Source organism: Leucothrix arctica, assembly GCF_003172895.1.
Lineage (GTDB): Bacteria > Pseudomonadota > Gammaproteobacteria > Thiotrichales > Thiotrichaceae > Leucothrix > Leucothrix arctica.
In genome coordinates, this window is sequence record NZ_QGKL01000035.1 from 97,214 (window position 1) to 122,760 (window position 25,547).

The window sequence follows — 25,547 nt, forward strand, 5'->3', positions numbered from 1 at the left end:
AATGAATTTTCTTGTGTTGATCATGGTCACGGGTGTCTGTATTTACAGTTGTAGTAACAACTAAATAAGCTTTAATCTTCACTTCTATCAATGTATGAACTAGTGTGAAAGTCGGGTAATTTGTTTGCGTTGAATTGCAACTACATCGGCCGTTAGTGACGTTTATCGTGAGGCAGCACAAAACATCCGTTTTCAGGCGAAGCGATAGGCGAGGAGCTGGGATTAAAGCTTCCTTCTCGGAGTATTGAACGTTTCTATGGGTGCACTGCCGTGTGTTGAGAGTTCACCTATTTGTGTCGTGCCCTATTAACTTATTTGGGCGTAGTAATACGCTTACAGCTATTCCTTACAACTAACTCAACTTCAATTTTACATTCTTGATTACTGCCCGAAGTGATCTCATTCTTTATAAGCGCCAGCATACGCTCAGCCGCAGCAGTACCAATTCCATGGCGATTTTGACGAATCGTCGTTAGCGGTGGCACGTAAAACTCTGACAGTTCAATATCATCAAACCCCATAACAGAAATATCCTCAGGAACTCGAATACCCTCTATGTTAAATCGTGAAATGAGTCCGAATGCCATTTGGTCTGAGTCACAAAATACGCAGGTAGGGCGGTTCTTCGCTGCTAAAATCTTTTCTGCTGCACGATAACCAGACTTTAAGCTGAAGTTTCCTTCGACGACCCATTCAGGGTCCATAGTTAGTCCAAGCCTTGCTTGTTCTTCGGTCACTCCTTTTGATCTAGCAAGCGTAAGAATGTTCTCTTTAGGGCCAGTGACATGGGCTATTTTTCGATGACCCAGTGAGTGTAAATAGCGAATCGCAGTGGCAGCACCTTGGGCGTTATTACTGCGAATAATCGGTTGCTCTAAGCCATCTACCCACTCACAAGCGAAAATGACATTGTGCTTAGCGGCATGCTGGCTTAGCCATGAGTGAGCGCGGGGCGAAACTTGCCCGTCTAATATAATAATTCCATCAGCATGGTTGTTCTCTAAATGACCAGCGAGCAAGTCTTCTGACTCGTCATAGCCTAAGGAGTTAGCGATCAGGACATTGTAGTAAGTATTTTGAAATGTTTTTTCGATGCCAGAGAGTATCTCGGAGAAAAAAGGATTTCCCAAGTTTGGAACAAGCACCAATATTTCTCCAGACTGATGCATTCGCAGGTTACGGGCAGCACGATTGATTTTGTAATTTGTTTTCTCTATTGCATCCATGACTAGAGAGCGAGTCTTCTCGGAGACCTGTTCTGGGTTGCTGAGTGTGCGGCTCACTGACGCGATTGAAACGCCCGCAGCCTTTGCAACTTCTCGAATACTGTTACTACCTGACTTCATACTGAGCCTTTTCTCAAAATAATTAGAGGAACACCTTATACCAAAAAGCAAAGTAAACGTTTACTAAAAAAGGTGTTGACTGCTTTGTTTGATTAGAACTATCATAATGTAACCGTTTACATTTATATATTAATATTTTATTTTTCCTCTTTTAAATATTGATGTAAACGATTACTTATATGGTTGGTAGAGCTTTAAAAAACCATACAAATAAGTTTCTTGGAGGAAACGTTATGAAAATGATTAAGAAGTTACTAGCAGCAGCTGTACTCACAGGACTGAGCAGTTTATCTAGTGCAACTGAGCTGGAAGTTAGCCACTGGTGGACCTCAGGTGGTGAGGCAGCAGCCGTTACTGAGCTGGCTAAAGCATTTGATGCATCAGGCGATAAATGGAAAGATAGCGCGATTGCAGCAGGTGGCGGTGGAGCTGCTGCTATTATTATCAGTCGTATTCTTGGTGGTGACCCAATGGGCGCTACTCAGCTAAACCATGGGCGTGATGCTGAAGAGTTAATTAAAGCGGGTTTATTGCAAGACCTGACTGATGTTGCTGAAAAAGAAAACTGGCGTGAAATCATCAGACCTTCTTCATTATTGGACTCCTGTACCTTTGAAGGGCGTATTTATTGCGCACCGGTGAATATCCATTCACCGCAGTGGTTGTGGTTGAGTCATAAAGCATTTAAGGATGCAGGTATTCCAGTCCCTAAAAACTGGAGTGAGTTTATTGCGGCAGCGCCTGCACTCGACAAGGCGGGTAAGTTACCTTTAGCGGTTGGCCAACAAGCATGGCAAAGTAACTTAACGTTTAATGCGATCACCATTGCGATTTCTGGTTTAGAGCCTTGGAAAAAAGTATACGTTGATAAAAACGCCGAAGTTGCAGGCGGAGAGGAGTTTAAGAAAGTATTTGAAGCGGCAGATCAAGCTAGAAAAATTTCAGCAAAAGGTAAAATGCAAGACTGGAATGCTGCTACCGCGATGGTGATCAAAGGTGATGCAGGTGGTCAAATTATGGGTGATTGGGCGCAAGGCGAGTTCCAGTTAGCAGGGCAAGTTGCGGGTGAAGATTACACCTGTTTACCTGGTTTAGGCGTGACAGAGATGATCTCAACAGGGGGTGATGCATTTTACTTCCCAGTGTTAAAAGACGCTGAGCAGACCGCTGCACAAAAGCGCTTAGCAGCACTGATTATTCAAAAAGATACACAAGTGGCTTTCAACCTTAAGAAAGGCTCGTTACCTATCCGTGGTGATGTTGACTTAGAGACAGCCAATGACTGCATGAAGAAAGGTATCAAGATCTTGGCCGGAAATAATGTACTGCCAGATCTCTCGCAGGTGATATCAGCTGACACGATGAGTGATCTAGAAGACTTGATGGTGGAGTTTTGGAATGATCCATCAATGACAACTGAAGAAGCACAAGAGCGCTTTGTAAAAGTGATTGCTAGAGCAGATTAATTTACTTGCTTAAAGCAAGCTTCTGTTTGGTATGTTCAAGCAGAAGCTTATTTTTCAGATTGTTATCACATGGATGAATTATGAAAAATTTGAATGCGAAAATCGCGTCAATTCCCATGATATTCACTGCATTGGTTATTTTTGTTGGTTGTACTGCTTGGACGATTTATCACTCATTTACCAACTCACGTTTATTACCTAATAATAATTGGGTTGGTTTCGACCAATATGAGCGTTTATGGGACACCAAGCGTTGGATAGTCTCGGTAGGTAACTTAGCGATCTATGGTGTGTGTAGCTTAGTGATTAGCGTCATTATCGGTTTTGTATTAGCCGCGTTACTGGACCGTAAAATACGGTTTGAAGGTGTGTTTCGTAGCATCTTCCTATTCCCGTTTGCCTTGTCATTTATTGTAACGGGCTTGGTGTGGCAGTGGATTCTTAACCCTGAATTTGGCGTGCAGAAAGTCTTACAGAGCCTCGGTTGGGAAAACGTTACCTTTGACCCTCTTTATAACCCCGATCTTGTTATTTATGGAATATTAATCGCTGGCATTTGGCAAGGTTCGGGCTTGATCATGTGTGTCATGTTGGCAGGCTTGCGTGGTATCGATGGTGATATATGGAAAGCGACACGTGTCGATGGTATTAAAACATGGAAGACCTACATTTTTGTAATCATACCGATGATGAAGCCCGTATTTGTAACCGCGTTGGTGTTGATCGCTAGTGGCATCATTAAGGTGTATGACCTCGTTCTTGCTCAAACATCGGGTGGGCCAGGTATCGCTTCGGAAGTGCCTGCAAAGTACGTTTACGACAAGATGTTCAATGCTCAAAACTTGGGTCAAGGCTTTGCAGCATCAACCATGATGCTTGTCTCAGTCGCGATTGTTTTGATTCCTTGGGCTTATCTACAGTTTGGAGGAAAGAAAAATGACTGATGAAACTAATCTAGTTGACGGTCCTCGGGGTCCAAAGCCGAAACGTGCCTTTACACGCCGTAATATTTTTGTTTACGGCACATTGCTTTTGTTTGCAGTGTACTACTTGTTACCACTGTGGGTGATGGTGGTGACGTCGCTAAAAGGCATGCCAGAAATTCGTATGGGTAATATCTTTTCACCACCCGTTGAAGTCACCTTTCAACCATGGGTAAAAGCATGGTCAGAAGCCTGTACGGGTATCAACTGTGATGGTTTGAGTCGAGGCTTTTGGAACTCGATTAAGATCCTTATCCCTTCAACGATCGTGTCTATTCTTATTGCATCTATCAATGGCTATGCGCTGTCTAAATGGCGATTTAAAGGTTCTGAGACGTTCTTTGCAATCTTGGTACTTGGGGCATTTATCCCTTATCAAATTATGATCTACCCAATCGTGATTTTGCTAAGAGAGGCGGGGTTGTATGGGAGCCTCTGGGGGCTAGTGTTGGTTCATACCATCTTCGGTATGCCGATTATGACCTTATTGTTCCGCAATTACTTTACGGGAATACCAGACGAGTTATTTAAAGCTGCAAGAGTTGATGGTGCTGGGTTCTGGGGGATTTTCATTAAGATCATGTTGCCTATGTCACTACCGATCATTGTGGTTGCGATGATTTTACAAATCACCGGTATTTGGAATGACTTTTTATTCGGAGTTATTTACACAAAACCTGATCTTTATCCGATGACAGTACAGCTTAACAATATTGTCAACTCGGTCCAGGGAGTGAAGGAATATAACGTCAATATGGCAGCGACCTTATTAACAGGTTTAGTGCCATTAGTGATCTATTTTATATCGGGCAAACTATTTGTTCGAGGCATTGCCGCTGGCGCGGTGAAGGGTTAGGAATGAGTAATAATATGCAATCCAGTATTTCCATTCGAGACTTGAAACTAAGCTTTGGTAGTTTTGATGTCTTGAAAAACTTAAACCTAGAAATTGGTAAGGGTGAGTTTCTCGTGCTGCTTGGTTCATCAGGCTGTGGTAAGTCCACACTGTTGAACTGTATCGCAGGTTTGCTTGATGTCACTGACGGGCAAATATTTATTAATGGCAAAAATGTTACCTGGGAAGAGCCTAGTGATCGTGGCATTGGGATGGTATTTCAGTCTTATGCGCTGTACCCGCAAATGACGGTCAAAGGCAATTTAGCATTTGGTTTGAAAAATGCCAAAGTACCCAAAGCGGAGATCGAAAAGCGTATTGCAAGAACGGCGGAAGTGTTGCAGATTGAGTCGTTATTAACGCGTAAGCCTGCTGCGCTATCAGGTGGTCAGCGTCAGCGTGTAGCGATTGGTCGTGCCTTGGTTCGACATGTTGATGTGTTCTTGTTTGATGAGCCGCTATCTAACCTTGATGCCAAGCTACGTGCTGATCTGCGTGTTGAGATTAAACGTCTACATCACCAGTTGAAAAATACCATGATTTATGTGACTCATGATCAGGTGGAAGCAATGACGCTGGCAGATCGTATCGCCATTATGAAAGGTGGTGTGGTGATGCAGCTTGATAGTCCGAGCATTATCTATAACCGTCCTGCTAATAAATACGTGGCTGATTTCATTGGCTCACCGGCGATGAATTTCTATCAAGGCACATTAGATAAGGACAATAACTTCCGTGGTGATGGCTTGAGCCTTTCTGTGACAGGATACCCCTTTGAAGAGGGTCGCGTGGCACAAAATCAACAGGTTTGGTTGGGTATACGTCCAGAGCATATTAGAAGTGCTGATGCAGCTCAGCAGTGCGCGGTTCAGATGGGCGCTATTGTTGAACTGGTTGAACCAATGGGGTCCGACACTCAAATCTGGTCAGTCGTGGATAAGCAAAATTACCGTTTTCGTGTTGATGGACAAACCGAGATGACGGAAGGAGATTCTATTCGGATAGGTTTTGACCCTGAAAACTTATCATTATTTGATCGTGATTCAGAACTACGTTTGTAACTAACTACATATTACTTTTAATAAGGAGAGTGAAATGAGTATTTCATTTCAGCTATATAGCGCACGTAATTTCACACCATGGGATGGTGTTATTTCAACATTGGCACAAGTGGGTTATACCCAAGTTGAGGGCGCTGGTGATGTCTATAACGAGCCGCAAGCGTTTCGTCTGTTAATGGATACGCATGGCATCACAATGCCAAGTGGCCACTTTGGTATTGCTGACTTAGAGAAAGATTTTTCTAAGGTTGTTGAAACGGCAACGATACTGGGTATTAAGAAAATAGTATGCCCGTACTTAGTTGAAGAGGATCGTCCAACGGACTCTGTGGGGTGGCAAGCCATTGCCGATCGTTTACAGGTGATTTCTGAAAAGGTTATCGCAGCAGGTTTTAGTTTCGCTTGGCACAATCACGACTTTGAGTTTTTTGCCTGTGAAGATAATGGCGCTATTCCGATGAGTATTTTACTCAACACAGTGAGTGAAATGGAGTGGGAAGCGGATATTGCTTGGGTAGTGAGAGGCGGTCAAAACCCGCTTAACTGGATTGAGAAATACGGTAGCCGCATCACTGTTGCTCACGCGAAAGACATTGCTGCAGCAGGTGAATGTGTCGATGAAGACGGCTGGGCTGACTTCATGACAGGCACAATGGAGTGGCAGGAAATTGGTGCGGCGCTAAAGCAGGCTGGTACTAGTATGTTTGTCGTCGAGCATGATAATCCAAATGACCTGATCCGCTTTACTAGTCGTTCTTATAAAAATCTTAGCAACATGCTGGAGAGCGCAGATGTCTAATGTAATGGGCGTTGGCATTTTGGGTTGTGGAAATATCTCTACAGCCTATATGAAGCTATCTAAAATATTCAATGCAATCGAAGTACGCGCCTGCGCTGATCTCAACTTTAATACTGCGAAAAAAAAAGCGGATGAATTTTTTCTGCGTGCTTGCACCATCGATGAGTTATTAGCAGCGGATGACATCGATATTATTGTTAATTTGACGATTCCAGCGGCTCACTTTGAAGTGTCCAAATCTATATTGGAGGCAGGCAAACACGTTTACTCTGAAAAGCCGTTTGTGCTGTCTTTGGAAGAGGGGCAGATTTTAGCTGAGGTTGCTGAGAAAAATAATGTGCGTGTTGCATCAGCACCCGATACTTTCTTGGGTGGCGCACACCAGTTGGCGCGTCATTTGGTGGATAACGGTGACGTTGGAAAAATCACTTCAGGCACGTGTTTCGTACAGTCTCCAGGTATGGAAATGTGGCACCCCAATCCGGACTTTTTCTTTAAGCCGGGTGCTGGGCCAATGCTAGATTTAGGGCCTTATTACATCTCAAATCTTGTGCAGTTACTGGGTCCAGTAAAGCGTGTTGGTTCTATGACGTCGAGTGCTCAAGAGTACCGAACCATTACTTCTGAGCCGCGGAACGGTGAGAAAGTAAAAGTCGAAACACCGACTACGATACATGCTTTATTAGAGTTTCATTCAGGCGCTAGCATCATGTTTGGTGCAAGTTGGGATGTGTGGAGTCAGCAGCATAGCAATATGGAGTTGTATGGTACGGAAGGATCTATCTACCTACCTGATCCTAACTTCTTTGGTGGCGAAGTTCGCATGACCAATAAAGGTAGCTTTAGCAATGGCACACCTGCATGGCCACACCCATTTTCAGTTGCGAATGATGGCGAGAACGCAAACTATCGCGCTGCTGGTTTGGCAGACATGGCGCAAGCGATTATGGCTGATGAGCCACACCGCTGTTCATTGGAGTTTTCACTACACGTTGTTGATGTGATGACCACTATTCTGAAGTCAGGCGAGCAACAACAATTCCTGACCTTAGAAACTAGCTGTGAACGCCCAAGTGCATTGGGAATCGAGGAAGCTCAAGCATTACTTGCTTGAGTTATTCCTTACACCTTATTAGGAGATTTTTATGGCTGGAAGAATGAAAGGGCCGGGTATTTTCTTGGCTCAATTTTTAGGAAATGAAGCCCCGTTTAACTCGTTGCCTGCAATTGCACAATGGGCGGGAGACTTAGGTTACAAGGGCATTCAAGTACCTGTTGGCGCGCCAAATATTTTTGACTTAGACAAAGCCGCAACTTCTGATACTTACTGCGAAGAAGTAAAAGGCATTTGCGCTGAAGCAGGCGTGGTAATCACTGAGCTTTCAACACACTTGGAAGGTCAGCTGGTTGCGGTTAATCCAGTGTATGACACGCAGTTTGATAACTTTGCACCACAAGAGGTTCGTGGTAATCCAAAAGCGCGTCAAGAGTGGGCAGTTGGACAGTTGTATAAAGCAGCTGACGCATCACGTCGTTTAGGCTTAGATACTACGGTTTCTTTTACGGGTTCATTGGCGTTCCCGTATTTTTACCCATGGCCGCAACGCCCTGATGGTTTGATCGACGAAGCGTTTAGTGAGTTAGCAAAACGCTGGCGTCCGATTTTAGATCATTACGATGAGCTAGGGGTCAATGTTGCTTATGAGATTCATCCTGGCGAAGATGTTTTTGACGGCATCACATTCGAGATGTTCTTGGAGAAGCTGGATAATCATGCTCGCTGCACGATCAACTATGACCCGAGTCATTTCTTGTTGCAGCAGATGGATTATTTAGAGTTTATCGACATCTACCATGAGCGTATTAAAGCAGTACATGTGAAAGATGCGGAGTTTAATCCGACTGGTCGCCAAGGTGTTTACTCGGGTTATCAGTCTTGGATGAATCGAGCAGGGCGTTTCCGTAGTTTGGGTGATGGTCAGGTTGACTTTAAGGGCATTTTCTCAAAATTAGCACAGCATGGTTATGATAGTTGGGCTGTGTTGGAGTGGGAGTGTTGTCTGAAAAGTCCAGAGCAAGGGGCTGCTGAAGGCGCACCGTTTATTCGCGACCATATTATTGAAGTGACTGATAAAGCCTTTGATGATTTTGCGGGTGGTGAAACGGATAGAGCAGCGTTACGAAAGATGATGGGTATTACAGGGTAAAGGAGCAGGGCATGAACGTTAGTAGTAACACGGTCCCATTACGACTAGGAATGGTTGGCGGAGGCGAAGGTGCATTTATAGGTGGTGTACATCGCTTTGCCGCACGTTTAGATGGTCATTTTGATTTGGTAGCAGGTGCGCTCTCCTCAGATACACAGCGTAGTTTGTCATCAGGTTTGGCCTTAGGTTTAGCGGCAGACCGTTGTTATGCTAGCTTTTCGGAAATGGCGGTAGCGGAAGCAAAGCGGGATGATGGTATTCAGGTTGTTGCTATTGTCACGCCTAATCACTTACATTTTGCAGCAGCAAAGGCTTTTTTGGAGCAGGGCATTCATGTCATTTGTGACAAGCCTCTTACCTCTAATCTTGAAGATGCTTATGCACTGGCTAAGGTCGCGCGCAACTCAGACAGTTTGTTTGTGTTGAGTCATAACTACACGGCTTATCCGATGGTAAGACAAGCGCGTGAGATGGTGCAAAAAGGTGACTTAGGTTCCATCCGTTTAGTGCAGGTGGAGTATGCGCAGGACTGGTTAACTGAAAAGGTTGAGGCGTCAGGTGCGAAGCAGGCTGTTTGGCGAACAGACCCTAAGCAGTCTGGAAAAGGTGGCGCGATTGGAGACATTGGAACGCATGCCTTTAACCTAGCTAATTTCATTAGTGGCATGGTGCCAAAAGATTTATTGGCTGATCTAGACAGTTTTGTGGAAGGGCGTTTGGTCGATGACAATGCACACATCTTGATGCGCTATGCCGAAGGTGCAAAGGGAATGATATGGGCATCGCAAGTGGCACCCGGTCATGAGAACGACTTGAAAATCCGCATTTATGGTGACAAAGGCGGCTTGGAGTGGCAACAAACGGATCCTAATAAATTGTGGCATTCACCGCTCAATGAAAACCGTCAATTAATTACTCGTGGTGGCCATGGTCAGGGAGATGCTGCGGCGCGTGTTACTCGAACACCTGCGGGACACCCTGAGGGCTATTTAGAAGCTTTTGCGACGATCTATGTTGAAGCAGCACAAGCGATTCGTAGTAAGGAAGCGGGTGAGTCGGTTGATGATCTTTTATGTCCTACTGTGGGTGATGGTTTGCTGGGCATGCGCTTTATCGTTGCATGCATTGAGTCTTCTGGACAAGGGGCCGTTTGGACTAAAATCTGATGAAGTGACAGCATAGGTGAATTGATTAGCAACACCTGTGTTGTATTGTAGAGTTATAAAAAAAGCCACCAACGAATCAACGTTAGTGGCTTTTTTGTGGCGCTATTCTTCAGAGCCTTTACTCAATCGACGACGTCGCTAATATCTGCGGCGTACATTGCTTGGCTGAGTGCAAACAGGGTAGCTGCGGCGATGGTGAGTTTTACAATTTTGTTATAAGTTTTCATGTCAGTACCTTGTTGGATTGCATGCGCTTAGTCTAATTGTTATCAACACCATTTAGCAGGTCAAAGTTTCGATCACAACGGTAGCTTTAGTCTATTGAGTTAGTTACCTAGCCTACTGATCAAGTAAACGATTTAAACGCCAGCTTTGCAGGTTTTCTTTAGACATTTGTCGAATACCTTCTGCCTCACGTGCTAGTAGTTTTTGACCGACGACAGCGGGTACTCTGCTAAGCGCATTTTCGATACCTGTTAACTTAATGTCTAAGCTAGTTTTAGCGGTTGTTTTGCCTTTGTTTTTACGGCCTTTGGAAGTGTCTTCAACCACGACGGGTGCTTCAGGTGCTGCTGACTTTATGGCAAGTGGACCACCGAAGTAGTTGCCACTCACCGCGTTATTGTAAGCAGACAGACCCGTATTACCGTCAAGGTTTAATCCCCAACTCAACTCTTTATTGGTGTTAAACCAAACAATAGACTTGATCGCAGGGTAGTTGGACTCAATGCTTTGCATCATGTCAGTGACCCACGCTTCTTTGCTCTCAGCCATGTCGCTGTCATCGCCATCTTGGTTCCACGTTGCATCTGGCACGTCATGAGGCTCAGTTGAGCTCACTTCTGCCAGCATCACGGGTTTACTTGGAGCCAGCGTGACCATTTTTACATATTGCTGACTAAAGGTTTCGTCGAACGATTTCCAGCTAGTAAAGGAGTAGTTGCTTCCCCAGTTATAACCGTCTAAAGACAGCCAATCGACATAATCGTCGCCTGGATAGTATTGAGAAATGTCTGAGTAGTCGTCTACATCGACGTTGTTAGCACACCATACCCAACCCACTGCATCGTTGATGCCTGCTGCAACAAAACGGTCGTGTAAATAACGCCAAGCAGTTTTTAACTCCTCAGGTTTGTTACCCCAAGGGTACCAAGTGCCGTTAAATTCGTGACCAAAGCGCAACATAATAGAAGGCTGAGCGTCAGCAGGGTAGCTATTACGCCAGCTGATAAAACCCTCTATCCAGTTATCGATATAGGCATCTCTTTCGCCTGATGATATTGCTAACAGCACGTCCGTAGAGGCTGAAGCACTTTCATAAGGCATCCACGTGATTAGTGGGACAGCGTCACGTGAGACGATATTCGATGCAGGCTGTGACAGGTAATCCCAGTCAGAGCTAAAGGTAGAGAATATATTTACGTTAGCGGCATTACGTGCGGTGTCAGCATTAAACTGATCGATTGTCGCAACACTCCAGCCGTCATTATTTACATAAGCACCGACGCTTGTATCGGCATGAACTAGGGGAGCGCTAAGCAGGCAAGACACGGCCATGCATAGGATTTTTTTATTTAACTTCATTTTGACTCCATGAAAGTCGTTAAGCTTCGTTGTCGAAGCCAAGGCTATATGAAGTGAACAGGCATGCACTATCGGGGGGATAGCCAGCGGGAAACACCGTGCATTATCAGGCCTTGGATGCTTTATGGGGGCTGAATATGGTTATTTAATTGCGTGTTGGTGCTTTGCCGATTTACGTTTGAGGGTTTAGCTTTGCGCTAACGCTGCTCCATAATTTACTGCGTAATACCACAGCAACCAATATAGCCAGACTCCCAACTTCTAACCACATAGGCATCATTTCATGACCAGCAGTGATCTGTGTTTGAATATCAATTTTATAAATCCCAACCAGTGCATCAGTCACTAGTCCTGCAATAATCGCTGTCACAGAAACACCCAGCAGGTATAACCACATAGTGCGCTTACCGAGTTCTTTACTGATCACACCAAGTGTAGAAATATTGGTTGCCGGCCCAGTCAGTAGCAGTACCAAAGCAACCCCTGGTGAAACGCCTGCCATCAACAAACCAGCGGCTACCGGTGTTGAAGCGGTGGCGCAAATATACATCGGAATCCCCGCTGCAATCATCACTAACATTGCGGGTAGACCTTGTCCCCACTGCGCTAAAAACTCGGGTGGTAGGAACGTTTTACTCGCCGCTGCAAACAACATTCCGATCATTAACCAGAACACAATGTTGTCGAGTAGGGTGGTAAATGCATAGTTGATGCCTGACCAAGCTTTGTTGAAAAATGACGGCTCGACAGGTGGTGTTACTTCATTACTACAACAACTGCTTTCGGCTTTTGCTGGTTCTGAGTCACAACATGAGCTTGTTTCTGTAACAACGTCTTTAACCGCTTCTGTCGCGCAGCATGACTCTGTTTTTGCTTGAGGCTCAGTTGAGCAACAGCTATCCGTTTTAGTTGCAGTTGCGTGGTCATTAGCAGTCTTTTTAACAGGCTCATCGGGGTCAAAAATAGCCACTAAACTTCCCGATAAAAATGCCGAAATCAATGCGGAAATAGGGCGAACAATCGCCATAAATGGCCCCATTAACGCATACGTCACCGTAATCGAGTCAACACCCGTTTCTGGGGTTGAAACCAAGAAAGCGGCTGTTGCAGGTTTTGATGCACCTGCTTGACGTAAGCCAATTGCCGCAGGGATAACACCACACGAGCAGAGCGGCAAAGGCGCTCCAAGTAATGTCGCTTTACCAATTGAAGTAAAGCCTGATCCACTTAAATGCTTCTGCAAAAACTCAGTAGGTATCAGTGCCTTCATCAAGCCGCCTAGTGCCAACCCGACGATCAGCCACGGTGCCGCTTCTAGAGATAGATCGAGCAAGTTTTGAAAAAAACTTATAAACCAATTGTCTGGAATACTCATGTTTCACTTCCTTCAAATTTATTTAGAATTGCGCAATTAGCCGCGGACTCATCACCACCACAACAGGCATCTGAAATCGCTTTTAGAGTTTGGTGCATATTGGCCAGTGCTTGCATTTGAGTTTGTAGATCTTCGAGCTTTTGCTCAGACAGATCCTTAACTTCGGCACAGGTATGTGCATCACGAGTCACAAAAATACTGAGTAAGTTGCGGCATTCTTTTAGTGAAAAACCAACGGCCTTAGCACTCTGTATAAAACTCAGAAACGACATGCTTGCCTTAGAATATTCACGGTAGCCACTCGCGCTTCGCGGTGGTGCAGGGATTAGGCCTTCCTTTTCGTAGTAACGAATGGTTTCTACGGGAATGCCACATTGTTTTGAGAGTTCGCCTATTCGCATAGTGCTTACCTGTTTCAGAGAATATACATCGAGTATAAACCCTGAAGTTAGCTATAGGGTCAAGCGCTTATGTGTACAAATGAGCAAACTTTTCTTGCCATGTAATGCAGCGCTCTTCATCGCGCGCCTCATAGACACTGATAGCTGTGGGGAGGTCCATGTCGAAGGATTTCTCCTTATCTTCGCCCAAAGCTGTCAGTCGCATGGTGTACCAAGCGGTTATTCCGCCAGGCGGGTTGGATGCGAACTTTGGAAACTCAGGGTCTCCACCTTCTTCTGTTAACCAAGTATTTGCAAGCTGAGGGTTAAGCGCCATCGCACGGCCTAATCCCACTACATCAACCGCGCCACTCGCGAGTGCATCAATGGCTTGTGAGCGTGTTTTAAATCCGCCAGTAACTGACAGAGATATACTAGTGAGTTCTTTTGCACGTCGAGCAAAGTCTAAAAAGTAAGGCCCAGCGCTAGCATTATCGGAACTCGCTTTTGCGCCGGGGAAGTAAGTACCGCCACTAATATCGATAAGGTCGACGGAGGTTTGATCTAGTAGTCGTATAGCTTCCAAAGCATCAAGTTCGGTCAATCCACCCTCTAACTGATCGGTTGAATTGATTCTAATGCCGACGGGAAAAGACGGTCCCACTGCGTGTCTAACTTCATTGATAATCTCGATGATTATCTTGCAGCGTGAAGCGATAGATCCGCCGTAACTATCTGTTCGATGATTGAATAATGGAGAAAGAAACTGGCTTAGTAAAAAACCATGCCCTGCGTGAATTTGAACGCCACTAAACCCCATGAGCTGTGCTTGCAAAGCCGTTTTTGCAAACATGTCAGGCAGTTGTCGAACTTCATTAATAGACATGCCTTCACATTGAAGTCCTGCAAGGTGGAGGGCGGAAGGGCCTTTCGGTTGACTGATGGGCAAGTGCGATAGTGCGCCCGCGTGACCAAGCTGCGCCCATAAGTGAGCGTTATTAATTGTTGCTCGACGAGTGAGTGACTGCAAGGCTTGTTGGTCGCTATCCTGCCCGAGAGTCAAGTTGCCCGGCTTTTCTGGATAGCGCGGATCACCTTGCACTTCACCAATATAGGACAGTGCAGTTCCACCTTCTGCCCATCTTTCGTAAAGACGAATTTGTGCTTCGGTGGCATCACCCATACCATTTGAAAGCGAGTCCGACATGGGTGACTTTGCCATTCTATTTTTAAGCACTGCACCACAAGGAAGTTCGAGTGGGCTTTGAAGCAAATGAATTGATTTTGAATGGTTAGTCATAGTTGCCTGTCAATCGCTAATGAGCGGTTATTATGGTTGTGACATAGTATGCGGCTGGGATTTACTTAATGTTGTAAGCAAGTAAAAGTAACCTCAATAGTATAGTGGTGGAAATAATTATTTATGGTTTAAAGATCCCGCCTCTCCCTCAGGCAAAAACCAAGACAATCCCCAAGCCGCCGCCACAAACGCGGCCGAAATCCACAAACACCCCTGTAACCCTAACGTCTGATAGCCCAAGCCAGATAATACCGTCCCAGCCAATCTCCCACCAGCATTGGCCATATAATAAAAGCCAACGTTCATAGACACCTTATCGCCATCCGCATAAGCCAATATCAAGTAAGAATGCAGCGCAGAATTAATCGCAAACACGATGCCAAACAGCGTCAGTCCAATCAAAACCACCCATTGTGGATTCACATCTTGAGACAGTGCTACCGCCATCGTTGCGGGTATGAAGAGTAGTATCAACGCCCAAAAACGAGCGGCATCACCCTTAGGTGCTTGGTCTTTGGTTCTGAGTAGAGCTGGCGCGCTGGCTTGTACGATGCCGTAGCCAATCACCCATAGCGCCATAAAGCCACCGACTTGGGTAAAGCTCCACGCCAATACTTCGTGCAAAAACACGGGTATGGCGACCACAAACCAAACGTCACGCGCACCAAACAAAAAGAAGCGTGCCGCTGACAGCCAGTTGATGGCAGCAGAGTTGGAAAATATTTGGGTAAATTTGGGTTTAACTTTGGCCGTACCAAGCTCGTTAGGGAGCAAAAACCACGTGATGGCGAGTACTACCAATAATCCACCTGCAAGCGCGAGTAGTGCGCCCCGAAAACCAAGTACTTCTAATAAGACTGCGCCTAAGAAAAAACCAACGCCTTTCAGTGCATTTTTTGAGCCTGTGAGTATCGCTACCCATTTGAATAAACGATCATTCGCATCTTCTGGCACGAGAGTTTTGACACTGGCCTTGGCTGACATTTTGTTGAGGTCTTTGGCGATGCCTGACATGGCTTGCGCGACCATCACGTAGAGCACTGTTAGCATTTCAGGAGGCACGGTTAACATGCCTAGAGCGACGACTTGCATGGCCATCCCTATATGCATGGTCACATTTAAGCCGAGTCTTGCCGCAAGATAGCCACCAACAAGATTGGTGATGACACCGAATAGTTCGTAAAATAAGAATAGTGATGCAATGGTTAAAGCGGTGTAGCCGAGTTGATGAAAGTACAGCACTACTAACATGCGTATAGCGCCGTCTGTTAGGGTGAACGCCCAATAACCGCCTGTTACGGTTAAGTAATTTCTCAGGTCCAGACTCATAGTGTTTCACTGCATTTAAGGATGATCGAAGTATACTAAAGTCATTGTAATTTGTTGATCTTATTGCACCTTATATTAGCGCTGATTTCATGATTAGGTGGCAATAGGTTCTGGAGAAAATACGATAAGCAATTGTTACGACAAGAGAATTTTTAACCGCTTAGGAATATTTCGCTAGATAGAATAGCGTGCGCGGTATACTAAAAAACGAATACGCTGTAAACTTCGCATCCTTAATTCTTATACCACTCGGATACTATTCCATTGATCTCCACAGCAAACATCACCATGCAGTTCGGCTCAGAGCCTTTATTTGAAAACATCTCAGCTAAATTTGGCAATGGTAATCGATACGGCCTAATCGGCGCGAATGGCTGTGGCAAGTCAACATTAATGAAAATCATGAGTGGAGATCTAGAGCCTAGCGCAGGAAATATCTCTATTACACCCGGCGAAAAGCTAGGTACCTTGAGTCAGGATCAGTTCGCATTTGAAGAGTTCAGCGTTATTGATGCCGTAATAATGGGCGACAAAGAGCTTTGGGCGATCAAATGTGAGCGTGAACGTATTTACGCATTGCCTGAGATGTCTGAAGCTGACGGCATGAAAGTTGGTAACCTTGAGTCTGAGTTTGCTGAAATGGATGGTTACACTGCTGAAAGTCGTGCAGGTGACATCTTACTTAACGCAGGTATCGAAGAAGAATTACATTATGGCTTGATGAGCGAGGTTGCTCCGGGTCGTAAGTTACGTGTATTGCTAGCGCAAGCGTTGTTCTCTAATCCAGACATTTTGCTACTTGATGAACCTACCAACAACTTGGACATCGAGACGATTGGTTGGTTGAGTGACGAGCTTAACAAGCGAACTTGTACGATGGTTATCATCTCGCATGACAGACATTTCTTGAACTCTGTGTGTACTCACATGGCTGACATCGACTACGGTGAGCTACGTGTTTACCCGGGTAACTACGAGTACTTCCTAGCGGCTTCTAGCCTTATTCGTGAGCAGTTGCTGTCGGGTAATAGTAAGAAGAGTGAAGAGATTGCAGAACTCCAAGACTTCGTTAATCGTTTCGGTGCGAATGCATCTAAAGCGAAACAGGCTGCTTCTCGTGCTAAAAAGCTAGATAAGATTAAGTTAGATGATGTGAAAAACTCTAGTCGAATGACACCATCGCTTAACTTTACACAGCACAAAAAATTACACCGTAATGCGTTGGTACTGGAAGAGTTGTCCCACGGTTTTGAAGGCGAGACTCTGTTTAAGAGTAATGACTTGATCCTTGAAGCGGGTACACGTTTAGCAGTTTTGGGTGATAACGGTTCTGGTAAGACGACATTCCTTCGCTGCCTTATGGACGAGTTAACGCCAAACAGTGGTACGTATAAGTGGTCTGAAAATGCGGCGGTTGGTTATTGCCCGCAGGATAATACGATTGACTTCGGTAACGACTTAACGATTTTCGATTGGATGTCTCAGTGGCGTACACCTAAGCACGATGACATGAAAGTCCGTGCGATGCTAGGCCGTTTGTTGTTTACGGAAGATGACTTCAACAAGAAAGCGAAGGTTTGCTCAGGTGGAGAGAAAAATCGTCTGTTGTTTGGTAAGCTTATGATGCAAGACACCAATGTCTTGGTAATGGATGAGCCGACTAACCACATGGATATGGAAGCGATCGAAGCGTTGAACAACGCGCTTAAAGTGTATGAAGGTACGCTAATCTTTGTTAGCCATGACCGTGAGTTCGTTTCTACACTTGCTAACCGTGTCTTAGAAATTAAGGGTAATAAGATGATTGATTTCGAAGGTACATACGACGAATACCGAGCAAGCCGAGGTAAAGCATGAGCGAAGAAAACTTATACTTAAATAACCCGTTGCATGGCGTTGGTACAAAAACGGTTTTGAATGAGTTAGTGAGTCACTATGGTTTTGATGTGCTGTTTGCGCATTTGAATATCAATTGTTTTAGAGCGAACCCTAGTTTAGCGGCTAGTTATAAGTTCTTGAAAAAGACAGATTGGGCGCGTGAGAAGGTTGAAGTGTTTTACTTGTATAAGTATAAGAACTTGCCTGCTGTATCGTCTGAACAGTTTAAATTGCCGCCAAGAGAGCGCATCGTTCCAGAGCACCATGTGCCGGGCGAGCCTGCTGTATTAACCGTTGAAGACGGTCAGTATCAGCAAGAAAAGCGTGAAGAGCGAGCCGCTCAGAGAGATAGTTATTCTGGTGCTCGTAAAGGGTCGAGCAGAGACTATAACGAGCAGCGTAGCGCCGGTTACTTTAAGGATCGTGACAGTAAGCCTAGTTTTTATGGCTCTGATGATTCTGATAGTGATACGTCTAGCTTTTATAAAGGCGGCAGCTCAGCGAGTCGTAATCAAGGCAATAGTAAGCCTAGCTTTTATAAGTCAGACTCTGATAGTCGCGATAGCAAGCCAAGCCCTTATAAGGCAGATGTGCCAAGTCAGGACAGCAAGCCTAGTTTTTATAAAGCAGATGTACCTGCTGAAGACAGCAAGCCTAGTTTTTATAAGGCGAAGGTTGAGAGTCAGGATGCTAAGCCGAGCATCGATAAGTCTGGTGAGAGCTTGCCAAGTAAGTCGACTCATTATAAATCGGCAGCGGCAGATGACTCAGTAGCAGATACAAAGCCTACGCCAGCGAAAGACCCTTGGGGTAATTTCAAAGGTGGAGATGCAGACGAGTAAAGTTTAATTATCTACTTGTTTTAAAGGAAGCCACTAAGTTGTTTATTAGTGGCTTTTTTGTAGGTGCAGTTTACCTAGGCGAGTCTACTAGTGACTGCTTCTTTGGGCTTTTTGAAGAGAGGGAGAACCTTGTTACAAAATAGCTTAATCAGTAGTACAAATATACCCACTGCGAGCGAGAGTAGTACTCCGTCAATGACGGTGATTAGGTAGATTTTGATAAACGAGTCAAGGCCAGTACTACTTAAGAAGTAACCAAATTGTTGTGCGAATTCCACACCTATTTCAACAAGGCCAACAGCAGCCATTCCAGCGGCTATTTCAATGGCGGGGAGGAACTGGGTAAGTGCTTTGATAATGACACCAATCAGTAGCCATTTTCTGAGTGTATCTTTACCTTGTTGAAGCAAGCGAAGGTCTAGCAAGTAGTACAAAACGACAAAGGTGAATACGCCACAAATCATGCCTGCAATTGCGGATTCTGTTCGAGCAGAATTTCCCAGTGCCATGAAAAAGCTAAATGCAGCGTTTAACCAAACGAGTATGGTCCATTTACAAAAGAGTTGTGGTTTTGTCATTGCAGCGGCCTGTTTGTTTTAATGGTTTGTATCTTAGAGACAGGCCTTGCAGATTATGTGCAGAAGCTTCTGATTAACTCATGAGCTTCTGCTTTAGCTGGTTTAAGTACCGCAAAAAGTCCGTAAGACCACTTCTTCTTTTTGAGGAGGTAAACCGTATTTATCCTTCCCCACTTGCTCAGTAAATGGCTGTTTCAAAACGTCCAGCATTTCATAAAACGGCGCATAGTCTGCATTATCTTCGGCTGCACGAACCACCGCTTCAACCAAGTGATTTCGCGCAATATACAAAGGGTTCACCTTATGCATATTTATCTGTCGCTCTTCATCGGTAAGATACTCAGTCGCGAGACGATCACGCCATCGCTCAGCCCATGCTTCAAACGGCTTTGAGTTTTCAAATAAGTCACGAATCGCTTGGTCGTTGACCGTGCTATCCATTAACGCGCTAGAGAGATGGTAGAAGGTCAGTGTGAAGTCAGCCTCGTTAGCATCCAGGACATCAAGCAAGTCATTCACTAGTTCAAGGTCGCCTTCAATGACTTCGCTCAAGCCTAGTTTTTGACACATACCTGTCAGCCAATACTTTTCGTAATGCTTAGGGAAGTCGTTTATTGCTTCCTGTGCTAATTTGCCTGCTTCATCTTGGTCTTCGCTAAATAGCTGTGCCATTGACTCCGCTAGTCTACAGAGATCCCAATGTCCCGCAGCAGGTTGGTTTTGGTAAGCATAGCGACCACGACTATCAATCGAGCTAAAGACCGTTTCAGGATGATACTCATCCATAAAAGCACAGGGGCCATAGTCAATGGTATCGCCTGAGATAGACATATTGTCAGTGTTCATCACGCCATGAATAAATCCTAACTGCATCCAATGTGCAATCAACTTTGCTTGGCGCTCTATGACCGCATTAAGCAAGTCCAAATAGGGCGTGTCAGAGGTTTTAAGTTCAGGGTATGTGTGCTCAATGACATAATCAGCCATCGCTTTTAAACCGTCATAATCACCACGAATAGCGAAGTGCTGAAACATACCTACACGCACAAAACTACGTGCGGTACGGGTAATAATTGCCCCGCGTAATTGGGTTTGTCGAACGATGTGTTCGCCCGTTGATACTGCCGCTAAAGCCCGCGTCGTTGGCACACCAAGTATGTGCATCGCTTCACTGAGTAAGTACTCACGAATCACCGGGCCAATCGCTGCGCGACCATCACCACGACGAGAGAAGGGCGTCCTTCCTGGACCTTTTAGTTGTATGCCGTAATGGTGTTGATCATTACCAACCACTTCACCTAATAAGATCGCTCGGCCATCACCCATGTATTTATTAAGATTACCAAACTGATGACCAGAGTAAGCCATAGCAATAGGGTCTGAGCCTTCAGGCAGTTCATTGCCCGAAAAGATAAGCGCAGGGTCAGCAGCTTCTAGTTGCTCAAGGTCGATGCCCAGCTCTTGAGCGAGTTCAGTATTAAACTGAATAAGTTTTGGGTCAGCGACGGGCGTAGGTGTCGCGTCAGCATGAAAAGTTTCTGGTAGCTCTACATACGTATTGTCGAAGGCGAAAGGCGTTACTTGAGTCATGGGGAGGCATATCGGTAATAGTGTGAGTCTATGCTACAACACTCCATGGCTTGTCGCTAAAAAACCTTTCTAATGACAGTGACCTGTTTAAAGCCAAATGTAGTGTGCTTTTGGTGGAATGCCGCCGCTTAACCTGAAAAGCATTGTGCTGGTCAGTTATCGTTTATAGCATCAGGCAAGCCACAATAATTAATATAATAGGTCTCCCCAATGAAACTTAGACAGAACCCACTCTTTAAATCCCTTATTTTTGCAGCAGCAGTACTCGTCAGCCCCCTCGCGAGCGCATTGCAAATGGAGCCGTTATCCTTGGTTTTAAAGCCTGCTGGCGCGGGTGCAAACCAAATATTTAGTGTTATAAATGAGAGTGATAAGCCGATCGCTGTTCAATTCAACATGACAACACGACAGCAGAAAGGCGCTGAAGAAGTGCGTTTACCTGCGGATGATAAGTTTATGATTTATCCGCCACAGACAATCATCCCTGCAAAAACAGCGCAGAAGGTTCGTGTGCAGTGGTTGGGTGATAGCAGACTGCAAGATGAGCAAGCGTATCGTTTGATCGCAGAGCAAGTGCATGTGTCATTGGATAAAGAACCAACGGGCGTGACGATGCTAATGAAGCTAGTCGGTGCTCTTTATGTTCAGCCGAGCAAAACTCAAAGTAATGTGAGCGTCAGTGCAGTCCAGCCACAAGGCGACAAGTTGAGTGTGACAATTGCTAACTCAGGCACGCGTCATCAACTGTTGAATAAAGCTATTTTGAGCTTGAAGCACGGTAACCAAGTGATCACGTTAAAAGGTGACCAATTACTGGGTATGGAAGGAAAAAATGTACTGGCTAAGTCGACGCAGCGTTTCCTTATCAAGAAGCCAGCACAGTTTCAAAATGCCGCTTGGATTGCATCATTGAGCGTACCAAAATAATAAGAAAGTTATGCTCAGGGCCTTTTTATAGTGGCTCTGAGCAAGGTGGTTGTGGGGATTATGGGGTTAAAACTTGGTAGGAGTGGTAATAGCACTAATGGGCGTGTTCGTTCAGTGTTGCTCGCCAGTATTTGCCTGAGTTTATGCTTACTTGTGTCTCCCTCTATCGCTTTAGCAGATCAAGCAGCCGATATGCAGGCCTTATTTCTTAAGGCATTTGGTACCAAGAAAAAAGCAGTGCCTTCGCAGTTCACCGTTGATTTGATGATTGATGGTCAAAAACATGATGCTGTCATGGTCTTTAACAGCAAGCAGCAAGTCGTTAATCGTGTTAAATCGGTTGATGTGATTCCCCAGTTAAAAACTATTCTAAAAGAAGATGTTTTCATCGCACTAGAGAAAGCGCTGGGTGACACTAAAGAGGTGAGTTTTGAGTGGTTGGCTGAGCATGATATCAAAGCGGCTTATGACACTGCAGCGCTAAGCCTTAACCTAAAGCTAGACCCTGAACAGCGCGAACCGCTGATACTGTCATTACTACAAGATATCTCCTCATCCGTTAGGAAAGACAATAAACTAGAAGCCAGTAATGTCAGTGGCTATTTAAATTTATATACAAATACTGAACTCACGTTTCAAGACGGTGAGAATTACAGTGACCTCCAATTACAGCTTGATGGTAATTTGACGGTCAATAAAGTGACGCTAGAAAGCCAGTTAACGAAGTCCGATGATGATTGGTCGCTCTCTAATACATACCTTACTTACGACGAACCTCATAACTTAATCCGTTACCGTTTAGGGGATGTGAGGGGTATTCAACGAAACTTTCAACAAGGTGTCACGCTGACGGGGTTGTCGATAAGTAAGGATTTCTCTCTGGATAGGTCTCAGGAAAGTCAGCCTGTGGCCAGTGAAAAGCTGATTTTAACGACTCGTTCGGATGTGATTGTACTCCTCAATAACTTTCAAATAGAGCGTTACACCCTTGCCGCGGGTACTTACCAGCTTGAGGATATCGGCCTGACTGATGGGCACAATGATATTACGCTTAAAATTATTGATTCCTTTGGTAAGGAGACGATTAAAGAATCGTCACAGTTATTTGATAACCGATTATTAAAACCAAAGCTATCCAAGTACTCCGTCGCCACAGGTGCGTTGTCTAATGACTCGGATAAGTTTGTCGCGAGTGGTATTTATCAATACGGACTAACCGAGACCATCACTGTTGGAGCTGACGCTCAGTTAGTGGGTGACCAACTACTGTTGGGTGCGGATGTCTTGAGCGCGAATGAATTAGGAAGTCTTCATGTGGGGACTGCGATAAGTCATACGAGCGCTGGTGGCATGGGCACAGCACTTAGCGCTACATTTAAGTCGAACGTCATGAGTAAACAAAAACAGGTTAGATGGGAGTTGGGTGGTGAACTACATTCAAAAGGTTTTTCTGCGGCATTAAGTTTAGATGATGTGACCCTTGAGGATAGTGATAGCCTCAGAACGAGCTTTTATTATAAAGCCAGCAAAGTGCTACAAAAAAAGTGGAACACGGCCTTAGGGCTTAACCACGCTAATTATTATGATGGTAGTAATGACCTAACGTTGGACTTATCAACCTCGCGTCGTTTTGGGAAAGGTAATAGCGTTAGTTTCGGGCTTAATTATGCAGATGACACCGATTGGAGCGTGAAAACGCAATTATCAATCGCTTTGGGTGGTAAGACATCTCGAAGAAAGCGGATTGGTGTATTGGCTAATAGTAAGGATAGCTCTCTAGAAACACGCTACGAAGTGAAGGCGCTTAATTCAATCGGTAAAGATAGTTTAGCGGGCAACCTAATTTATCGTAAAAAGGGCAGTAGTGTTGAGCAAAGGGTTGAAGGCTCGTTAAAGATGCAAAAGTTCGAGTCTCACTTTAGTGCTAGTCATGCCAGTACTAGCTCGACCGACCAGCAAAGTGTGCAAGTGGGTATTAATACGAGCTTGGCATGTGCTGGGAGCGAGTGTGCGGTGACGTATCCGATCGATAATAGCTTTGCGCTGGTTGGTGGGCCTAGAAACCAGAAACAAGCGATAGCGCTCAATACAGGCAATCGTCGCTTTGTCTATGCAGATGATGAAGATAGTATTTTGCCAGTCACGTATTCTGCGTTAATTCCATCGGTAGGAAAAAAGGCTGTCATCCATTTAGATGATTATGAAAGGCAGCGTATTAGTGTCGATGAAATCTCGCTTCCTTTCGGTTATGACCCAGAAAAAACCGAGTTTGAAGCATTTTCAGGATTTCATCATGGGTTCAGTTTTAATGTTGGCGGAGAGCCTGGTACGGTCGTTGATGGTATCTTAGTTGATGTCACTGGAAAGCCCTTGGGATTCAAAGGAGGGCAATGGATTTCGACTAAAAATAAAGACAAGGCAATCGCATTTTTCTCAAACAAATCAGGACGTTTCCGCATTCCTTCGGTTGCTTCAGGTAGCTATATATTAGAGCTTCATGATTACCCTGATATGGGTGCAGTTGAGGTTAAAATAAGCATTCAAGAGGATGGTATCCAAGACCTTGGTAAAGTTACCATCCATCTGTAAGTTATCGAAACTGAACGAATATTAAGTTTCGTTCATAATCCGTTCATGTAAAATTCAGTAAAGTAGCGACCAGATCTGAGGTATCTCCCCCGAGTTGCACAGATTAAAAATAATATAATTATAAAAATATAAGGTCTTAAAAATGAACAAATTTTCCCCGATTTTTGCTTCTGCTGCGTTCGTTGTTTTAACAGGTTCTGCTTTCGCTGCGACTGATACTAAGACAATCGATATCGAAGTAATTCAAGGTACTTATGCTGAGTTAACAGGTTCTGCTGTTGACGGTAATGTGAACAACATCAATATGGATGACATCACAGCAAGTAACAGCACTTCACTAGGTACATTGGGTGTAAATTCAAATGGTTCTAACTGTTCGATTGAGTTTTCAACGTTGAATAACTACCGCTTCAACCACGAATCAAGCGGCGCGACACTAAAGACTTATTTCCTAAGCTACTTAGGGACTAATGTTTATTCAAATGTTGATGCTAACTCGAATATGGCACTAGATTCATGTGCTACTAATGCTTCAGCCTTAACAATTACACCTTCTGGCGATACATTAGCAACGATCGAAGCAGGTACGTATAAAGATACAGTGACAATCACATTGACCGCTGAGTAAGAAACACATACCTTTTTGTAAAAAAAAGTAGTAGGTTGGGACGATGAAATAAGCGTTCCAACCTATTTTTTTATGGAAAGGCCAGAGAATGAATGCATCCCCCCAAGCTTTCTTATTCACCTCACTATTACTTTTAAGCACTGCAGCGTTTGCCGCTAGCGATGTTAAAACAATCAACGTTCAGGTTACCCAAGGCACATTTGCCGAGCTTACTGGCTCTGCTGTCGACGGGAATATCAATACAGTTTCCATGAATAACATAGAGTCCAACGCCGTTGTTTCGTTGGGTACTTTAGGTGTTAAGTCGAATGGTGACAGCTGTTACATCAAGTTCTCCACCATGAATGACTTTGCTTTGCTCCATAATGCCAGTGGGTCGCTCTTGAAGCGCTACCAGCTAGGTTTTCTTGGTCATCAAGTCACTACAAATACTGATAAGACTATTGCCTTAGACTCTTGTTTAATCGCTAATTCCGCACTTACTTTTGCTGCGCGAGATGGATTACCAGCAATTATTGAAGATGGCTGGTATCAAGATAGAGTCACTATTACCCTAACTGCTGAATAATTTATTCCCCCTGTTTGTCTCAATCGCTGAATTCTGTATTACACTATTACCATTAG

General features: G+C 44.7%; 22 protein-coding genes. 14 read left to right on the forward strand and 8 right to left on the reverse strand.

From position 1 onward, the window contains the following. Positions 1-311 precede the first annotated feature (311 nt). Positions 312-1,346 carry a LacI family DNA-binding transcriptional regulator gene (locus tag DKT75_RS12795; protein ID WP_109823831.1) on the reverse strand — a complete coding sequence of 345 codons (1,035 nt, stop codon included), beginning with the start codon at positions 1,344-1,346 and terminating at the stop codon, positions 312-314. Positions 1,347-1,579: 233 nt separating this feature from the next. Between DKT75_RS12795 and DKT75_RS12800 the strand changes: the two genes are divergently transcribed. The 8 genes from DKT75_RS12800 to DKT75_RS12835 all read left to right on the forward strand — a co-directional run bounded on the left by DKT75_RS12800 (position 1,580) and on the right by DKT75_RS12835 (position 9,923). Beyond that, complete coding sequence (locus tag DKT75_RS12800) at positions 1,580-2,812, forward strand: ABC transporter substrate-binding protein (RefSeq protein ID WP_211665420.1); 1,233 nt, start codon at positions 1,580-1,582, stop codon at positions 2,810-2,812. 80 nt (positions 2,813-2,892) lie between these two features. After that, positions 2,893-3,756 carry a carbohydrate ABC transporter permease gene (locus DKT75_RS12805; protein WP_109823832.1) on the forward strand — a complete coding sequence of 288 codons (864 nt, stop codon included), beginning with the start codon at positions 2,893-2,895 and terminating at the stop codon, positions 3,754-3,756. Further along, a complete protein-coding gene (locus DKT75_RS12810; RefSeq protein ID WP_109823833.1) occupies positions 3,749-4,651 on the forward strand; it encodes a carbohydrate ABC transporter permease in 903 nt (300 codons plus the stop codon). Before DKT75_RS12805 ends, DKT75_RS12810 begins: the two co-directional genes overlap by 8 nt. A 2-nt stretch (positions 4,652-4,653) precedes the next feature. Then, positions 4,654-5,751 carry an ABC transporter ATP-binding protein gene (locus tag DKT75_RS12815; RefSeq protein ID WP_245923202.1) on the forward strand — a complete coding sequence of 366 codons (1,098 nt, stop codon included), beginning with the start codon at positions 4,654-4,656 and terminating at the stop codon, positions 5,749-5,751. Positions 5,752-5,785: 34 nt separating this feature from the next. Then, entirely contained in the window at positions 5,786-6,550 is a 765-nt protein-coding gene (locus DKT75_RS12820) for a sugar phosphate isomerase/epimerase family protein (protein ID WP_109823834.1), read from the forward strand. Beyond that, positions 6,543-7,664 carry a Gfo/Idh/MocA family protein gene (locus tag DKT75_RS12825; protein WP_109823835.1) on the forward strand — a complete coding sequence of 374 codons (1,122 nt, stop codon included), beginning with the start codon at positions 6,543-6,545 and terminating at the stop codon, positions 7,662-7,664. The genes DKT75_RS12820 and DKT75_RS12825 overlap by 8 nt, the downstream gene beginning before the upstream one ends. Before the next feature lie 31 nt (positions 7,665-7,695). Next, entirely contained in the window at positions 7,696-8,757 is a 1,062-nt protein-coding gene (locus DKT75_RS12830) for a sugar phosphate isomerase/epimerase family protein (protein ID WP_109823836.1), read from the forward strand. A gap of 11 nt (positions 8,758-8,768) precedes the next feature. Then, positions 8,769-9,923: a Gfo/Idh/MocA family protein gene (locus DKT75_RS12835; protein WP_109823837.1), complete on the forward strand. Its 1,155-nt coding sequence runs from the start codon at positions 8,769-8,771 to the stop codon at positions 9,921-9,923. A gap of 339 nt (positions 9,924-10,262) precedes the next feature. Here DKT75_RS12835 and DKT75_RS12840 read toward each other — a convergent pair whose 3' ends face one another. The 5 genes from DKT75_RS12840 to arsJ form a co-directional block, all read right to left on the reverse strand. Then, positions 10,263-11,507 (reverse strand): glycoside hydrolase family 26 protein, encoded by a 1,245-nt coding sequence (locus tag DKT75_RS12840; protein ID WP_109823838.1) that lies wholly within the window; start codon positions 11,505-11,507, stop codon positions 10,263-10,265. 172 nt (positions 11,508-11,679) lie between these two features. Beyond that, positions 11,680-12,882: an SO_0444 family Cu/Zn efflux transporter gene (locus tag DKT75_RS12845; RefSeq protein ID WP_109823839.1), complete on the reverse strand. Its 1,203-nt coding sequence runs from the start codon at positions 12,880-12,882 to the stop codon at positions 11,680-11,682. Next, complete coding sequence (zntR, locus tag DKT75_RS12850) at positions 12,879-13,283, reverse strand: Zn(2+)-responsive transcriptional regulator (protein ID WP_109823840.1); 405 nt, start codon at positions 13,281-13,283, stop codon at positions 12,879-12,881. Before zntR ends, DKT75_RS12845 begins: the two co-directional genes overlap by 4 nt. 67 nt (positions 13,284-13,350) lie before the next feature. Further along, the gene (locus tag DKT75_RS12855) at positions 13,351-14,562 is read right to left on the reverse strand and encodes an NADH:flavin oxidoreductase/NADH oxidase family protein (protein ID WP_109823841.1); all 1,212 of its coding nucleotides are present in this window, start codon (positions 14,560-14,562) and stop codon (positions 13,351-13,353) included. Positions 14,563-14,679: 117 nt separating this feature from the next. Further along, the gene (arsJ, locus tag DKT75_RS12860) at positions 14,680-15,891 is read right to left on the reverse strand and encodes an organoarsenical effux MFS transporter ArsJ (RefSeq protein ID WP_109823842.1); all 1,212 of its coding nucleotides are present in this window, start codon (positions 15,889-15,891) and stop codon (positions 14,680-14,682) included. A 264-nt stretch (positions 15,892-16,155) separates the two neighbouring features. On the opposite strand from arsJ, the gene DKT75_RS12865 reads away from it, so the two are divergent. After that, positions 16,156-17,748: an ABC-F family ATPase gene (locus DKT75_RS12865; protein ID WP_109823843.1), complete on the forward strand. Its 1,593-nt coding sequence runs from the start codon at positions 16,156-16,158 to the stop codon at positions 17,746-17,748. After that, positions 17,745-18,611 (forward strand): VF530 family protein, encoded by an 867-nt coding sequence (locus DKT75_RS12870; RefSeq protein ID WP_109823844.1) that lies wholly within the window; start codon positions 17,745-17,747, stop codon positions 18,609-18,611. Before DKT75_RS12865 ends, DKT75_RS12870 begins: the two co-directional genes overlap by 4 nt. A 74-nt stretch (positions 18,612-18,685) precedes the next feature. Here DKT75_RS12870 and DKT75_RS12875 read toward each other — a convergent pair whose 3' ends face one another. Together DKT75_RS12875 and DKT75_RS12880 are read right to left on the reverse strand one after the other, a co-directional pair. Then, the gene (locus tag DKT75_RS12875) at positions 18,686-19,189 is read right to left on the reverse strand and encodes a hypothetical protein (protein ID WP_109823845.1); all 504 of its coding nucleotides are present in this window, start codon (positions 19,187-19,189) and stop codon (positions 18,686-18,688) included. Between the two features lie 102 nt (positions 19,190-19,291). Next, a complete protein-coding gene (locus tag DKT75_RS12880) occupies positions 19,292-20,779 on the reverse strand; it encodes a protein adenylyltransferase SelO (RefSeq protein ID WP_109823846.1) in 1,488 nt (495 codons plus the stop codon). Positions 20,780-20,989: 210 nt separating this feature from the next. On the opposite strand from DKT75_RS12880, the gene DKT75_RS12885 reads away from it, so the two are divergent. The 4 genes from DKT75_RS12885 to DKT75_RS12900 all read left to right on the forward strand — a co-directional run bounded on the left by DKT75_RS12885 (position 20,990) and on the right by DKT75_RS12900 (position 25,491). After that, positions 20,990-21,706 (forward strand): fimbrial biogenesis chaperone, encoded by a 717-nt coding sequence (locus DKT75_RS12885; RefSeq protein ID WP_109823847.1) that lies wholly within the window; start codon positions 20,990-20,992, stop codon positions 21,704-21,706. A gap of 30 nt (positions 21,707-21,736) precedes the next feature. After that, entirely contained in the window at positions 21,737-24,295 is a 2,559-nt protein-coding gene (locus DKT75_RS12890; protein WP_146201373.1) for a fimbria/pilus outer membrane usher protein, read from the forward strand. Positions 24,296-24,437: 142 nt separating this feature from the next. Further along, a complete protein-coding gene (locus DKT75_RS12895; protein ID WP_109823849.1) occupies positions 24,438-24,923 on the forward strand; it encodes a hypothetical protein in 486 nt (161 codons plus the stop codon). Positions 24,924-25,011: 88 nt separating this feature from the next. After that, positions 25,012-25,491, forward strand: a complete 480-nt coding sequence (locus DKT75_RS12900) for a hypothetical protein (protein ID WP_109823850.1) — start codon at positions 25,012-25,014, stop codon at positions 25,489-25,491. The last annotated feature ends 56 nt before the right edge of the window (positions 25,492-25,547 follow it).